At 59.5% G+C, this 14,367-nt stretch carries 13 protein-coding genes, 1 tRNA gene and 2 pseudogenes; 9 read left to right on the top strand and 7 right to left on the bottom strand.

What is annotated here, in order from left to right:
- The first annotated feature begins 324 nt into the window (after positions 1 to 324).
- On the top strand, positions 325 to 3,273 hold the full coding sequence (locus ACF8GB_RS21335; RefSeq protein WP_392527619.1) for an autotransporter domain-containing protein: 2,949 nt from the start codon (positions 325 to 327) through the stop codon (positions 3,271 to 3,273).
- Positions 3,274 to 3,610: 337 nt separating this feature from the next.
- Positions 3,611 to 3,813: pseudogene (locus ACF8GB_RS21330) on the top strand (hypothetical protein); the annotation flags it as partial.
- A gap of 34 nt (positions 3,814 to 3,847) precedes the next feature.
- Here ACF8GB_RS21330 and ACF8GB_RS21325 read toward each other — a convergent pair.
- Entirely contained in the window at positions 3,848 to 5,026 is a 1,179-nt protein-coding gene (locus ACF8GB_RS21325) for a multidrug effflux MFS transporter (RefSeq protein ID WP_078478469.1), read from the bottom strand.
- A gap of 143 nt (positions 5,027 to 5,169) precedes the next feature.
- On the opposite strand from ACF8GB_RS21325, the gene ACF8GB_RS21320 reads away from it, so the two are divergent.
- From ACF8GB_RS21320 to ACF8GB_RS21295, 6 genes are all read left to right on the top strand, one after another.
- Positions 5,170 to 6,039 carry a LysR family transcriptional regulator gene (locus ACF8GB_RS21320; protein WP_392474945.1) on the top strand — a complete coding sequence of 290 codons (870 nt, stop codon included), beginning with the start codon at positions 5,170 to 5,172 and terminating at the stop codon, positions 6,037 to 6,039.
- Between the two features lie 165 nt (positions 6,040 to 6,204).
- Positions 6,205 to 6,621 (top strand): VOC family protein, encoded by a 417-nt coding sequence (locus ACF8GB_RS21315; protein WP_145254869.1) that lies wholly within the window; start codon positions 6,205 to 6,207, stop codon positions 6,619 to 6,621.
- 223 nt (positions 6,622 to 6,844) lie between these two features.
- Entirely contained in the window at positions 6,845 to 7,510 is a 666-nt protein-coding gene (locus ACF8GB_RS21310) for an amino acid ABC transporter permease (RefSeq protein ID WP_078478466.1), read from the top strand.
- Complete coding sequence (locus ACF8GB_RS21305) at positions 7,491 to 8,150, top strand: amino acid ABC transporter permease (protein WP_392514924.1); 660 nt, start codon at positions 7,491 to 7,493, stop codon at positions 8,148 to 8,150. The genes ACF8GB_RS21310 and ACF8GB_RS21305 overlap by 20 nt, the downstream gene beginning before the upstream one ends.
- Entirely contained in the window at positions 8,147 to 8,908 is a 762-nt protein-coding gene (locus ACF8GB_RS21300) for an amino acid ABC transporter ATP-binding protein (protein ID WP_392527611.1), read from the top strand. Before ACF8GB_RS21305 ends, ACF8GB_RS21300 begins: the two co-directional genes overlap by 4 nt.
- A complete protein-coding gene (locus tag ACF8GB_RS21295) occupies positions 8,905 to 9,738 on the top strand; it encodes a transporter substrate-binding domain-containing protein (protein WP_153302501.1) in 834 nt (277 codons plus the stop codon). Before ACF8GB_RS21300 ends, ACF8GB_RS21295 begins: the two co-directional genes overlap by 4 nt.
- Before the next feature lie 175 nt (positions 9,739 to 9,913).
- Here the strand turns inward: ACF8GB_RS21295 and ACF8GB_RS21290 are convergent, their stop codons facing one another.
- Entirely contained in the window at positions 9,914 to 10,084 is a 171-nt protein-coding gene (locus ACF8GB_RS21290; RefSeq protein ID WP_178091252.1) for a hypothetical protein, read from the bottom strand.
- 72 nt (positions 10,085 to 10,156) lie between these two features.
- Between ACF8GB_RS21290 and ACF8GB_RS21285 the strand changes: the two genes are divergently transcribed.
- A complete protein-coding gene (locus ACF8GB_RS21285) occupies positions 10,157 to 10,399 on the top strand; it encodes a hypothetical protein (protein WP_153008598.1) in 243 nt (80 codons plus the stop codon).
- 41 nt (positions 10,400 to 10,440) lie between these two features.
- Here ACF8GB_RS21285 and ACF8GB_RS21280 read toward each other — a convergent pair.
- The 5 genes and pseudogenes from ACF8GB_RS21280 to pheT form a co-directional block, all read right to left on the bottom strand.
- Positions 10,441 to 10,734, bottom strand: a pseudogene (locus ACF8GB_RS21280) (hypothetical protein).
- 395 nt (positions 10,735 to 11,129) lie between these two features.
- Positions 11,130 to 11,206, bottom strand: a tRNA-Pro gene (locus ACF8GB_RS21275).
- Positions 11,207 to 11,318: 112 nt separating this feature from the next.
- On the bottom strand, positions 11,319 to 11,675 hold the full coding sequence (locus ACF8GB_RS21270) for a MerR family transcriptional regulator (protein WP_003250681.1): 357 nt from the start codon (positions 11,673 to 11,675) through the stop codon (positions 11,319 to 11,321).
- A complete protein-coding gene (gene ihfA, locus ACF8GB_RS21265) occupies positions 11,656 to 11,958 on the bottom strand; it encodes an integration host factor subunit alpha (protein WP_003250679.1) in 303 nt (100 codons plus the stop codon). The genes ACF8GB_RS21270 and ihfA overlap by 20 nt, the downstream gene beginning before the upstream one ends.
- Positions 11,959 to 11,962: 4 nt before the next feature.
- A complete protein-coding gene (gene pheT / locus ACF8GB_RS21260) occupies positions 11,963 to 14,344 on the bottom strand; it encodes a phenylalanine--tRNA ligase subunit beta (RefSeq protein WP_392527610.1) in 2,382 nt (793 codons plus the stop codon).
- Positions 14,345 to 14,367: the final 23 nt, after the last annotated feature.

The raw sequence follows: 14,367 nt of genomic DNA, 5'->3' as shown, positions 1-14,367 counted from the left end.
CGCCAAAAAGCATAATCATAAGGCCATCATTGGCGTAACAGCCTTTGGACGTGGCGAATCGGCCATCCGTTACCGCGGAGTGTGGCGTGCGTCACATTGGGCGCCTAACTAGCACATCCGTACTATTTCACCGTCTTGGGTCGCTCCCGATACTCCCCCTGTTTACCGCCGTACACAGGAACGCCAAGCCCTTGGGGCGCGGTGGCCACGCTGGTGGCATCTCATGGAGTCTCCGGAGCCGTTATGAACCCCTTATTCAAGTTATCCCCCCTCACCTTCGCGATTACGCTCGCCATGGCCCCCGGCGCGTACGCAGTCGACTACGTGCTCGACAGCGGTCAGGACACGTTCAGCAGCGACCGAGGCATCGATGGCGCTGTGGTGCTGCGCCCCAGCAGCGGCACGCCGTCCACCCTTACCTTCAACAATGGCGCCCAGGTCACCAGCTTCGGCGGCCGGATCGGTGGATCGTCCACCAACGACGCTGCCAGTACGGCCATGGCCACGGTCGTCGTACAGGGCCCTGGTACACGTTGGAACGTGCCACGCACCGGCGCGGTGCTGGGCAACACCATCGTGATCGGCGGCGCCGGGCAAGGCACTCTCAACGTGCTCAGCGGCGGGCAGGTGTCGGTCCGGGACCTGCAGTTGAGCGACAATGGCAATGCCGGCAACGCACTGTCCCGGGCCAACCTGCTGGTCAGCGGCCAGGGCTCGAAAGTGGACACGGTCAACGTCACCTCCGGTGGCGTTTTCCTGTACGACTCGCGCATCAACCTCAAGGATGGCGGGCAACTGGTCAGTGAGCGTGTGGCCATCAACTCGATCAGCGAACTGTCGGGCGCTGGTACTCGCTGGGACAACACCGGCACCTTCAGAAACCGCAACGACCTGAGCCTGAGCGACGGCGCCGTGTTGACCAGCGACTCCATGGTGCTGGGGTCGGCCAACGTCAGCCGCAACACCCAGGTCAATGTCTCCGGTGAAGGCACCCGCCTGGCCACGCGTGCCATGACACTCGGCACCACGACTTCCAGCACCATCCTGACCCTGTCCAACGGCGCCGAGCTGAGCAGCACCGACGGGATCGATATCAGCGAGCTGACCAGCATCAACTCCGCCGCCCGTGGCACGCTCAGCATCGGTGGCGCCGTCGTGCGGGACGATGCGCGTACCGACATCGATGCCATCAGCGCCGGTACCGCCCAGGCGGCGGGCCGCCTCGACCCGCAAACGGCCATTCGCTTCGGCGCCGGCAGCGGTGCGCTGGCGTTCAACCACACCGACAGCAACCTGCAAGTGAACAACCGCATCAGTGGCGCTGGCCGTGTGTACGCGTTCAGCGGCGACACCACCTTGGGCGGCGACCTGACCGGCCTTTCGGGGAGCACGGTGGTACGTGGTGGGCGGCTGGTACTGGGCGGCGACGTGGACCAGACCAACCCACGAGGCACATCATTGCTGAGCGTGGGCAACGGCACCTTGGTGGTCAACGGCACCGTTGGGCATACCGACGCTTCAGGCAACTACAGCAACCGTGCCCAAGTATTGGCCGGTGGCGTGCTGGCGGGTAACGGACAGGTCGGGAGCACGCAAGTGGCCTCGGGCGGTACGCTGTCGCCAGGTGAAGCAGCACTGGGCACCTTGAACATCAAGGGCGACCTGGACATGGCAGAAGGCTCCAGGTACGCCGCCGACATTGCTGGCAATGGCGGCTCGGACCGCGTCAACGTAAGCGGCAGCGCCATCCTGCGCGGTACGCGTGTGGACGTGACCACCCTCAACGACGCTCAAAGCTACCAGACCGGGCAAACCTATACCCTGCTGGCCGCGCAAGGCGGTGTGGTGGAGGGCGCAGCGGCAGGTACCGCGTATGCGCAAGCGTTTACCAACTCGGCATTTCTCAATGTCAGCCTGCAGCGCACCGCCAATGAACTGAACCTGACCATTGCGCAGAAAGGCACTACACCGCCTGTTGAACCACCCGTGGAGCCGCCTGTACAGCCTCCCGTGGAGCCGCCGGTACAGCCGCCTGTAGAGCCCCCGGTCGAACCGCCCGTACAGCCGCCGGTCGAGCCCCCAGTAGAACCACCGGTACAGCCACCCGTTCAGCCGCCGGTGCAACCGCCAACCACAGGCACCCCGGGCATCTTCCAGACGGTGGCGCTCACACAGAACCAGTGGAATACGGCGGGCGCCCTGAGTGCATTGCAACAGAGCGGCGACCCGCTGCGCCTGTACAACAACTTGCTGGTACTGGATGCAGCCAATGCCCGCGATGCCATCGACCAACTGTCCGGTGATTACCACAGCAGTACGGGCACCGCGCTGATTGCCAATAGTCAAGTCGTGTCGGGCGTGCTCGGCACCCGCGTACGCGGCCTGTTGGACACTAACACCGTGCGCATGCCGCCAGGGGCATCGAACCTGATGCCGGCCACCCCCGAGGCGCAAGGCGGCGCGTGGGCGCAAGTGTTCGGCAACTGGTCGAAGCTCGATGGCAACAGCGGCGCCAGCGGCCTGCACCAACGCACCGGTGGTGTGCTGATCGGCGCGGACGGCAGCATTACCCAGGACTGGCGTGCCGGCGTGTACGGCGGTTACAGCCGCTCCAAGTTCGATGCCGATGACCGCGATGCCAAGGGCCACAGTGACAACTATCACTTGGGCCTGTACACCGGCGCCCAGATCGACGCGCTGCGCCTTAGTGCAGATGTGGGCTACACCTGGCACAAGCTCGACAGCAGCCGCAACGTGGCGTTTGCCGGTTACAGCGACCACCTCAAGGGCAAGCGCGACGCCAATACGCTGCAAGCCAGTGGCGAGGCGGCCTACCGCATCGGCCTGGGCGCGGTGGCGTTGGAGCCGTTCGTAGGGGTGTCCTACGTGAACTACGACGCCGACCGTTTCCGCGAAAAGGGCGGCGCAGCGGCGCTGAACGTATCGAGCGAGAAACAGGACACCTGGTCCTCCACGGTCGGCATGCGGGCTTCGACCCACACACGTGTGGCCAATCACGATACGCAGCTGTTCGGCTCGCTGGGCTGGCGCCGGGCCTACGGCGACCTGGACCCACGCAATGAGCAGGCGTTTGCCGGTGGACCTAACTTTGAGGTGCAAGGGATTGCGCAGACGCGAAACGTGGCACTCACTGAAGTGGGGGCAAAGGTACAGCTGAACCGTCAGACTGATGTAGGGCTGTCGTATCAAGGGCAGTTTGGTTCTGATACACGGTTCCATTCGGTCAATGCAGGCATCACGGTTCGCTTCTGAGGGGCGGCGGGGGCACAGCCCCCGTCGGACATAGTGACTGCGGCATCCAGGGCTTCCAGGCAGCCCTGGATGAGCACCGGCATCTCCTGCCTGGGGACCCACCAGTTTTGAGGTGCGCGGAATCTAGTCTCGCCAGGTCGCTGCCAATTCAGCGACCGGTTTTGACAGATCCCTGACGTTGCCTTCAGGTGCACACTTTCTATGGTGGCTGTACGTGTGGGCACCCCTGTGGTGCGCCCAGTGCCAACGTCTCGGTCTGTCAACCCGCGTACAGCTGCCACCCTATTGTTTGACAGCAACAGTGAGGCGGCTCCACTTCCTACGTTGGAGTTGAACCATGCTCAAGATCGTCCCCGCCCCCCTCCCCACAATGCCTGCCTAGAAGACATTTTGATCCAGGCCACCGAGTACGCTACGTGCGCGGCCGCTGTAGTGCAACAGGCCTTGTCACTGGGTTCCAGGTCGCCCTCTTCGGTGCTGATGCTGACGTCTCTGCATGAGCTCGAAACGCTGAAAGCTCTGCTTGAGTCAGCGAGCGCTGGGCCAGCATTAAGCGTGCAGGCCCGCCCGAGCGCTACCCTGGCTGCGCCGGTTGCTTGCGATAGAGCGACGGCATGCAAGCAAACAATGCCAAACAGCTCAACACCGCCACCGCCCCGGCGAGCACACCGAAACCTGTGCCTAATACCGCGCTCACACCCATCGCCACAACGGCTGCGCTGCCAATCTGGCAAAACCCCACCAACCCCGAAGCGGTGGCTGCATGCCCATGTTCACTGGCGATAGCACCTGAGATTGCCAGTGAAAGCGATGACCCATTGGCCAAGCTGACCAGGCACATAGGCAGCACCACGGCCGTAACGCTGTGCCACCCCATGGCGTACGCCAGAAGAAACGCCATGGCGCCGAGTACGAAGCAGGTGATGCCGATCGCAACGATCCGGTCGTAAGGTAAGCGGTCAAGCAGCCGCCGGGCCAACAGGTTGGCCCCGATGATGCCTAAGGTAAGCGGCATATACAGCCAACCGCTTTGCGCCTCGCTCAAGCCTGCTTGTACGAAAAGGAACGGCGACTGCGTCAGATAAACGAACCAAGCACAATAGATAGAACACACCACTAACGTGTAGCGGCAAAAGCTGCGGTCACCCAGCACACGGCTAAAACCCGCAAAGGGGGCGTTCCTGCTCCGCGCCGCGACCGGTAGCGTTTCAGGTATTAAAAACAGCGCCAAAAGCAGCGCTACCGCCCCGAATGCTGCGACGAACAGAAAGTCGGCTCGCCAGCCGAATGCGACGGCCAAGTGCCCACCGATTGCCGGGGCTAAGGCCGGCGAGAGTGATACGAGGGGGTAAATCACGGCATAGACTTTCGCCGAGGTTCGCTTGTCGCAGGTGTCGGCGATCAACGCACGACCAATCACCAGCCCCGCCGCCGCGCCCACCGCTTCCACCATGCGCCACGCGATGAAGTCCATGTAGCTGCTGGACAGCGCGCAGCCCACGGAGCCCAGCAGATAGAGAACGCCACCGGCAAGCAGCACCGGCTTGCGTCCTCCTCGGTCTGACATTGGGCCATAAGCCAACTGCGCAATGGCCAGTGCCAGTAGATAGAACGAAACGGTTTGCGGCATTTGCCAACTGGCAATGCCAAATTCAGTAGCCATGCCGGGCATCGCGGGTAGATAGATATCCGAGGCGACGAGGCCGAAGGCGCTCAGCATGGCGACTGTCAGGATGAAGGTTAAGCGAGGCATTGTGCTCCCTGGCATCCGGCTTGGGCCGGCTGCGTGATGGACGATGAATGAACCTCGCTATGTTATGCAGCCTGCATCAATGCGAAAATGCACGTAATCGCAGCCCAGGGCTGCATATTTGCATCTTCAGGAAGCGCGCCACGATGAATTGGGATGACATACGCATTTTCCTCGCAGTGCACCGCGCCGGCACCCTGCGGGCTGCAGCCAAAGCTTTGGGCATCGACCAGACTACGGTCGGTCGGCGGCTGGCGGGGCTTGAGCAAACCTTGAGCAGCCGTCTATTCCTCCGCAGCACTGGGGGGCTGGCGTTGACGACCACCGGACAACAGCTCGTACAAAAGGCTGAGGAAATGGAGCGGATGGCCGTCTCCTTCGAGCGCCAGGCTGAAGGCAGCGACCCTCATCCGTCGGGTGAGGTGCGCGTCACCACCACCGATGCGCTGGCCGTTGATTTCGTCATACCCGCGATCGAGCAACTGCGGGCCACTCATCCTGAGGTGCGGGTCATTCTGACCACCACTACCCGGCTATTGGACTTGGGGCGCAGAGAGGCCGATATAGCCGTGCGCACGGTACGCCCAGAACAACCTGACCTGATCGTGCGACGGCTGGCTCACTGGACTGTCGGACTGTATGCGACACAGCGCTACCTTAAATTGCGTGGGAAGCCAGAGCCTGGTAGCGCCCTGGTGGGGCATGACATCGCCCTCTACCAGAAAGGTGTAACCGAGCGTCAGGATGACACGCTGGCAGGAGAACCCAGATCCGCAGGCTGTGTTGTCGCGGAGCTGGACTCGAGCCTCATGCTGGCAACCTTCGTACGCGCCGGCCTGGCCCTCGGTGAGTTGCCGGAATACATGGCCCGGCGAGATACCAGTTTGGTGCGAATTTGGCCTGATCGTAAGCGGGCCACGCCATATGAAGCCTGGCTTGTGCTGCATCGGGACCTGGCGCACACGGCAAGGGTGAGGGTTGTAGTGGACGCAATCGTTGCGGCATTTGCCAAATGAGGGCTACATGAGCGCTACTTGGCGCAACACCGCATCGGCGGTCAGACTGAAGCTCGCTGGGGCAGGACACCGTAGTGTGAAGTTCGGCTTGGTGAGTGATGGCATTGCGTTTCTCAGATGAGCTGTGTGTAACTGCTGTCGATCAACAGGTCTTCTGGAGCGTTTATGTTCAGCCACATTCAGCTCGGTGCTCGGGACCTGCCGGCCATGATCAGGTTCTACGATGCCGTACTCGCCACCCTGGGGCTTGTCCGCATGCCCGACAACCACGATGGCGGCCCCTGCGGCGCTGGATGGCAAAGGCCGGACAGGGAATGGCCGCAGTTCTATGTGCAACTGCCATTCAACGGACTGCCTGCGACATGGGGCAACGGCGTGCAAATAAGCTTTGCCGCCAGCTCACAGGATCAGGTGCAGGCGGCATGGCGCACAGCGTTGGCGATGGGTGCTCAGGATGAAGGCGCACCTGGGTTGAGGCCGCAGTATGGGCAGGATTACTACGGTGCCTACTGCAGGGATATTGAGGGCAACAAGCTTTGTTTCGTACATGCTTGCGGGCTCGCCTACCCTGATGTCCCATGAAGCAGACGCTCCAGTCTAATACCCTCCTGAATGGCACCATCGCTCGGTAGGCGCTAGGTGATGGCATATTGTTATTCATAAAAGATATTTAAGTAATTTCTTTTATTCCATTAGATTCTGACAGGTGACTTTGATGTAACAAGTCATTTCATCTACTGGGCTGTCACTGCGCACTACTAGGCAGCGGCCTATGACTTGGTCAACTTCCTGTCGGTTTCACATAATGAGTTTCGATGTTGCTTTCGCCCTGTCCACCTTACCCGCGTTCGTTTCGGCAGTCGGCGTCACATTACAAGTGGGGCTGATTGCCATCGTCACGTCACTCGGCGTGGCATCTCTAAACGCCGCGATTGTGATGTTCCGAGTGCCTGTGCTTCAACCGATGGTGCGGGTGTACGTTGAAATTGCACGGAACACGCCGCTGCTGATCCAACTGTTTTTCATCTACTTCGCCTTGCCCAGCATCGGCATACGGGTCTCTGGGTTCGCTTCGGCGATCATCGCCATGACCTTCCTCGGTGGCGCCTACCTCACGGAAATTCTGCGCGCGGGCATTGACGCCGTGCCTGCCGCCCAGATCGAGGCAGGTCTGGCCATTGGTCTGTCTCGCTGGCAGTTGCTTCGCCACGTCATCCTGCCGCAGGCCGGCATCCTCAGTACACCGGCGCTGTTCGCCAACTTCGTGTTTCTGCTCAAGGAAACCACAGTAGTGTCTGCTGTAGCGGTGCCGGAAATCCTCTACACCACCAAGAACTATATCGCCCTTTACTACAAGACCTACGAAATGCTTGCGGTCATGACGCTGCTCTGCGTTCTGCTGTTCGTCCCGCTATCGCTGCTGCTGCGTACGTTAGAAAGGAGGTTGCAACATGGCCAGTTCGGGCATTGATCTGTTGTGGGTGTCCGCGCCACAACTGGCGATCGGCATAGGCCGCACACTAGGAATCTCGTTGCTGGCCATAGTGTTCAGCAGCTTGGGCGGGATGCTCTACGGCGTAGTGCGCAACTTGCAGGTGCGCTGGATCGACGTTGTGCTGATCGTCTACCTGGAGATGTTCAGGGCCATACCGGTGCTGGTCTGGCTTTACCTGTTTTTCTTCGGTATGCCGATCTTTCTGGGATGGAGTATTTCGGGATTTTGGTGCGCTGTGCTGGTGCTGTCGCTATGGGGCGCTTGCGAAGTGGGTGAGGTGGTCCGTGGCGCGCTACGCTCCCTACCCCGCGGCCAACGTGAGGCGGGCCTGGCGATCGGCCTGAACCTGCCGCAATTATACGTCAAAGTGCTCCTGCCCCAAGCCTTGCGCAGAATGACGCCCCCGCTGATCAACGTGTTCACGCGGCTGATCAAGACAAGTTCGCTGGCAGTGCTGATTGGCGTGGTGGACGTGATCAAGATCGGACAGCAGATCATCGAGCGTACCTATGAATCGGTGCTGATCTACGGGTTTCTCTTCGCATTCTTCTTTCTGGCCTGTTATCCGCTGTCAGCCGCGTCGCGTGTGCTCGAACGGCGATGGAATCACTCATGACTGCATTGATCGAACTGGCGGGATTCTCCAAGAACTTTGGCAGTAATCCGGTTTTAAACCATATCGACCTGTCCGTTCGTGAGGGTGAGGTGGTGGTGATTCTCGGCCCTAGCGGCTGCGGCAAAAGTACCTTGCTGCGTTGCTTGAATGGCCTCGAACTGGGTCACGCGGGAACATACCGCTTTGCTGGACGCCAATTGCCCGGCAATGGCGGTTGGCGTGCGGTGCGCCAAGAGATAGGCATGGTATTTCAAAGCTATCCCCTGTTCCCGCACATGACCGTGCTTGACAATATTTTGCTGGGCCCTGTCAACGTGCAAAAACGCCCCGTTCACCAAGTGCGCGCCCAGGCCGAAACGCTGCTTGCGCGGGTTGGACTGCTGGACAAGCGCGATGCCTGGCCCCGCGAGTTGTCTGGCGGTCAGCAACAACGAATCGCGATTGTTCGTGCCCTGTGCATGCACCCGAAGGTCATGCTGTTCGACGAGGTCACTGCCGCCCTCGACCCGGAAATGGTCAAGGAGGTGCTGGAGGTGATTCTGGACCTTGCCGACAGTGGCATGACGCTTTTGATCGTCACGCATGAAATGGCCTTTGCCCGTGCAGTGGCTGACCGGGTCCTGTTCATGGACGGCGGTCGTATCACTGAACAGAGTACCCCTGAAACATTCTTCAGCTCCCCGCAGACCGCACGCGCGCAGCAGTTTCTGGAGAAGTTTTCCTATGTAGAAAATCTGCCCAAGAGGAATGCATCGTGAAACTAAAATCTGCCCTCGTTTTTCCACTGCTGGCTGTCGGTCTGCTAATCGGCAGCGCCGCTGCCCACGCTGAAGGGTATCTGGATAAGATAAAAGCTCGGGATAAATTGATCGTAGGCGTATTCAGCGACAAGCCCCCCTTCGGTTTTGTCAACGAACAAGGCGATTACGTTGGCTTCGACACGGACCTTGGCCGCCGCTTTGCAAAGGATCTGCTGGGCGATGAAAAAAAGATCGAATTCGTCGTGGTAGAGCCAGCTAGTCGCATTCCGTTTCTGCAAAGCGACAAGGTGGACTTGATCCTGGCCAACATGACCGTGACGCCCGAGCGCGCTCAGGTAGTGGATTTCACCAACCCTAACCTGCGTGTGGCGGTGCAGGCATTGGTACCGGAGAAAAGCACGGTCCAACGCCTGGATGACCTGGCAAGCAAAACCGTCATTGTCACTGCAGGAACAACTGCTGACGTGTGGCTGACGAAAAATCACCCGGACTGGAAGCTGCTCAAGTTCGAGAAAAACTCTGAATCCTTGCAAGCGCTGGCAAATGGTCGCGGTGACGCCTATGCGCAAGACAACCTGGTGCTGTTCGGATGGGCCAAGCAGAACCCGGGCTATCGCCTATTGCCGCAGAAACTAGGCGACGAAGCGCCGATCGCGCCAGCGGTGAAAAAGGGCAATGCCGAGCTGCAACAGTGGGTCAATACCGAACTGGCGAGCCTGGGCAAGGAGAAGTACCTGCTCAAGTTGTATGATCAGTACGTGCGTGCACAACTGGCGGCCGATACCGATCCTGCTGCGGTGATTGTTGAAGGCGGTGACTGGAAGTAAGCCGTTCGAAGGTGGCAGGCTTGCCTGCCGCCTTGGACATCACTAAGCACTCGGCACCACAGCCGACATTCCTTGCAGACTGCTTGATTTGGTGGCAACTGAAGCGCCGGCGGTGAAGCCTGCGCGTGGATCTATCTGGTCTGCAAGAAGCCAGTATTCACCCGCTTGCAAGCCTTCATGAACGCCGACGATACCCGGCGATCAATAATGCCATCCCAGGCACCAGCATCCCCACTGCAGTGTAGCCAAAAGCGGCCTGCCCCGATGCGCCCACGGCGGCAAACGCCGCACCTACGGCGAGCAGCGGCATTGCAGCGAAGTAAAATGGTTTGGCTACCTTGCTCATATCGAACCTCCTGTTTGCAATTATCTGTGTGGGCATCCAAGCTTACATGCACGTGTACTCGGCAGGGTAGCCATGCTTGCGCACCTGCTTCAAACCAATGTGCAACTGACTGGTCAAGTCCACCGAGCTCTCGATTCAACGCTGATCGCCAACCTCATATTTTGGTCGGGCAAGCGCTCAAAAGAGCTGATGCGCGATGTACTTGGCAAAACGCTCAAGCCGGGATGTGGTTTTGGCGGACTCACCAAGTGGGGGGTTAGGCTCAAGTTCATTGATAAATCAAAAGACAATCCGCCCACTTCGCGCTGCGCTTGATTCGAAGGGCTAAGATCGCAGTCGATTAGCCAGATAACCTTTCACGCAGAGCCTAGCTGATCAAATTCGCCATTCTGATCGATGGCTATACCGCGTGCCCGACCTACCCCCCAAGCCAAGGCTCTGGTCATGGATTCTCCGGGTCGAGTTGAACGCATCTTCCAGGATCGGTAAGCCTCCTGAGGCGTAAATGCCTATGAACAATTGAGTGCTGCCTGTGCGCGAGAGACATACCTGCACATCAATGTATGTACCGTCGTTCAACACTTCTTCGTGTACTCGGTGATGGAGATTCACATCAGCCATCCCCAATAAACGCTGCCACGGCGCCGCATACCAGCCTCCTCCGACTTAAGTCGTACTCGAATGGTGAACCTAGAAGGTAGCTCTCTGTCTGGATGGCGCAACTTCAAAGCGGTATTACAGGAAAACACCTGACGACCGGCTCATTTACCCATACGCGCCCGACACCCCGTACAGCTATAAGCACGGTACTCGCCAGCCCGCTGGTCAAAGGTGACCGCAATTCACACCTGGAGTATCCAGGCATTCTCAATTGCCACTGCCCAAGGCTTAGAGGCAGCAAATGAACTGTCGGTCACAGGTTCGTGCGTGCCTGTGCTAACTATTTTGAAGAGGAAGCAGGCGTAACAACCTGAGAAGTTACGTAAAAGTCACGCACATGAAAAAGGCCACCCCTTTCGGAAATGGCCTAAGTCATTGAATATAATGGTCGGGACGGAGTGATTCGAACACTCGACCCCTTGCACCCCATGCAAGTGCGCTACCGGGCTGCGCTACGCCCCGACTGGGCTTTGAAGCATGTTCTCGTTACCGCTGAGAACGATGAAGAATATACCCTAACCTTTTGATTAATGGAAGCTTTTTTTCAAAAATTTCCACTCATCCTAAACAACGGTCACTTCTTCAGCACCACCAACACATCTTCCAACTCGACAATCATCTGACGAATCAGCTGTTTGTACTGGCTCGACTCATCCTTGGCCTCATCACTGGAAAGCCGCAACCTCGCCCCGCCAATGGTGAAGCCCTGGTCGTAAAGCAGGGCGCGAATCTGGCGGATCATCAGCACGTCTTGGCGCTGGTAATACCGCCGGTTGCCCCGCCGCTTCACAGGATTGAGCTGATCGAACTCCTGCTCCCAATACCGCAACACGTGCGGTTTTACAGCGCAAAGTTCGCTGACCTCACCAATGGTGAAGTACCGTTTGCCCGGTATGGGGGGCAGTTCGTCGTTATGGCTTGGTTCCAGCATAGGCCTCAACCCGGGCCTTCAACTTCTGCCCTGGACGAAAGGTGACGACGCGCCGTGCGGTGATCGGGATTTCTTCCCCAGTCTTGGGGTTGCGGCCCGGCCGCTGGCGTTTATCGCGAAGGTCGAAGTTGCCGAAACCGGACAACTTGACCTGCTCGTTCTCTTCAAGTGCGTGCCGAATTTCTTCGAAAAACAGCTCGACCAGCTCCTTGGCCTCACGCTTGTTAAGCCCCAGCTCCTCGTACAGCCTCTCGGCCATCTCAGCTTTCGTCAGAGCACCCATGCCGTTATTTCCTTAACGTGGTGTTCAACCTTTGTTCGAGCGAGGTGAGGATAGTGTGCAAGGTAGTGTTCACCTCATCGTCGTTAAGAGTGCGCGATGGATGCTGCCAGGTCAAGCCGACTGCCAGGCTTTTTCTATCAGGATCAATGCCTTTACCCTGGTAGACATCAAACAGCCTGAGGTCTGTGAGCCATTCGCCTGCATTGTCACGAATTACGTCAAGCACGTCTTGAGACGCTACATCACGACCTGCGATCAACGCCAGGTCACGACGGGTTTCCGGGAACTTGGACAACTCGCTGAATTTCGGCAATCGGCCTTCGACCACATCGGCCAGCACCAGCTCGAAAACGAAGACCGGGCGGTCCAGGTCCAGGGCTTTTGCAAGCTCTGGATGAAGCGCGCCCAGATAGCCAACGGTCTTACCTTCACGCTGGATTTCGGCGGTCTGACCAGGGTGCAAGGCTGGATGCTTGCCAGCGACGAAGGTGAAGTCGCCCAACGCACCAGAATAACCCAGCAGGGCTTCCACATCGGCCTTCACGTCGAAGAAATCGATGGTGTCGCGGCCGTTGGCCCAGCCTTCAGGCAAGCGGCTGCCTGTAGCGACGCCGGCAATCATCGGTTCCTGTGCCAAGTTGCCTAACTGGCCAACGAAACGTAGGCCACTTTCGAACAAGCGCACGCGGTCCTGCTGGCGATTGAGGTTGTGCTGCAATGCCTTGACCAGGCCCGGCCACAGAGAGGCACGCATGGCCGCCATGTCGCTGGAGATGGGGTTGGCCAACAACAGTGGCTCTACGCCTGGGCTGAACAGCTCGAACAGTTTCGGATCGATGAAGCTGTAGGTAATGGCTTCCTGGTAACCACGCGCAACCAGCAGACGACGCAGGTTTGGCAGCTCGCCACGGGTTTCCGGGCGTGCTTGCGGCGCCAGGCGCGCTTGCGGGTAGCGCACGGGCAGGTTGTTGTAACCGTACAGACGCGCGAGCTCTTCGATCAAGTCGACTTCGAGGCTGATATCGAAGCGGTGGCTCGGAACGTTGACCGTCCACTGCCCTACTCCGTCTGCCTGGGTAGCCAGACCAAGGTTGTTGAGCAACTGCTCGACCTGGGACGGGTCCATTTCCATGCCAAGCATCTGGGCGATGCGATCGGCACGCAGGGTAACCGGGGCAATGCGGGGCAAGTGTTGCTCGCTGACGGCTTCAACGATAGGGCCGGCTTCACCGCCTACCACTTCCAGCAGCAATGCGGTCGCGCGCTCCATGGCCTCGCGGGCCAACTGGGAATCGACGCCGCGCTCATAACGGTGCGAGGCGTCGGTGTGCAGGCCGTAGGAGCGGGCCTTGCCTGCAACGGAAATCGGCTCGAAGAAAGCGCTTTCCAGGAACAGATCACGGGTTTTAGCGGTGTCGACGCCGCTGTGCTCGCCGCCCATGACGCCGGCGATGGCCAGGGCGCGGGTGTGGTCGGCAATGACCAGGGTGTCGGCACGCAGTGCAACTTCCTGGCCGTCGAGCAGCACGAGCTTCTCGCCTTCCTCGGCCATGCGTACGCGAATGCCGCCGTTGATCTCTGCCAAGTCAAAGGCGTGCATCGGCTGGCCGAGTTCGAGCATCACGTAGTTAGTGATGTCTACGGCAGCGTCGATGCTGCGCACGTCGCTGCGGCGCAGACGCTCGACCATCCACAGCGGCGTCGGCTTGCTCAGGTCGACATTGCGGATGACCCGCCCCAGGTAACGTGGGCAAGCTGCCGGCGCATGGACCTCGACTGGGCGCACTTCGTCGTGCGCGGCAGCCACGGCTGGCACCAGCGGGCGGGTAACCGGCACGTCGTACAGCGCGCTGACGTCGCGCGCCAGGCCGGCGATTGACAGGCAATCACCCCGGTTGGGCGTAAGCCCGATTTCGATGCTGGCATCATCCAGGCTCAGGTACTGGCGAATGTCTTCGCCTACCGGTGCATCGCTGGCCAGTTCGAGCAGGCCATCGTTTTCTTCACTGATCTGCAGTTCGGCCGCCGAGCAGAGCATGCCGAATGACTCCACACCGCGCAGCTTGGCCTTCTTGATCTTGAAGTCACCAGGCAGTTCGGCGCCGATCATGGCGAAGGGGATCTTGATCCCTGGCCGTGCGTTAGGCGCGCCGCAAACGACCTGGAACGATTCCTGACCATTGCTGACCTGGCACACACGCAGCTTGTCGGCGTCTGGGTGTTGTTCAGTGGCAAGGATTTCACCCACCACAATACCGCTGAACTGGCCGGCAGCGGGGGTCACGCTGTCGACTTCCAGGCCGGCCATGGACAGGCGGGCCACCAGTTCGTCACGGGAGACTTGCGGGTTTACCCAACCGCGCAGCCACTGTTCACTGAATTTCATGCTGTTCTTCTCCTGAAGGTTGC

Source organism: Pseudomonas sp. xss_4 (assembly GCF_043104125.1).
Lineage (GTDB): Bacteria > Pseudomonadota > Gammaproteobacteria > Pseudomonadales > Pseudomonadaceae > Aquipseudomonas > Aquipseudomonas parafulva_B.
Note: the sequence above shows the minus strand (reverse complement) of the source record. Positions and strands in the feature narration are given on the sequence as shown.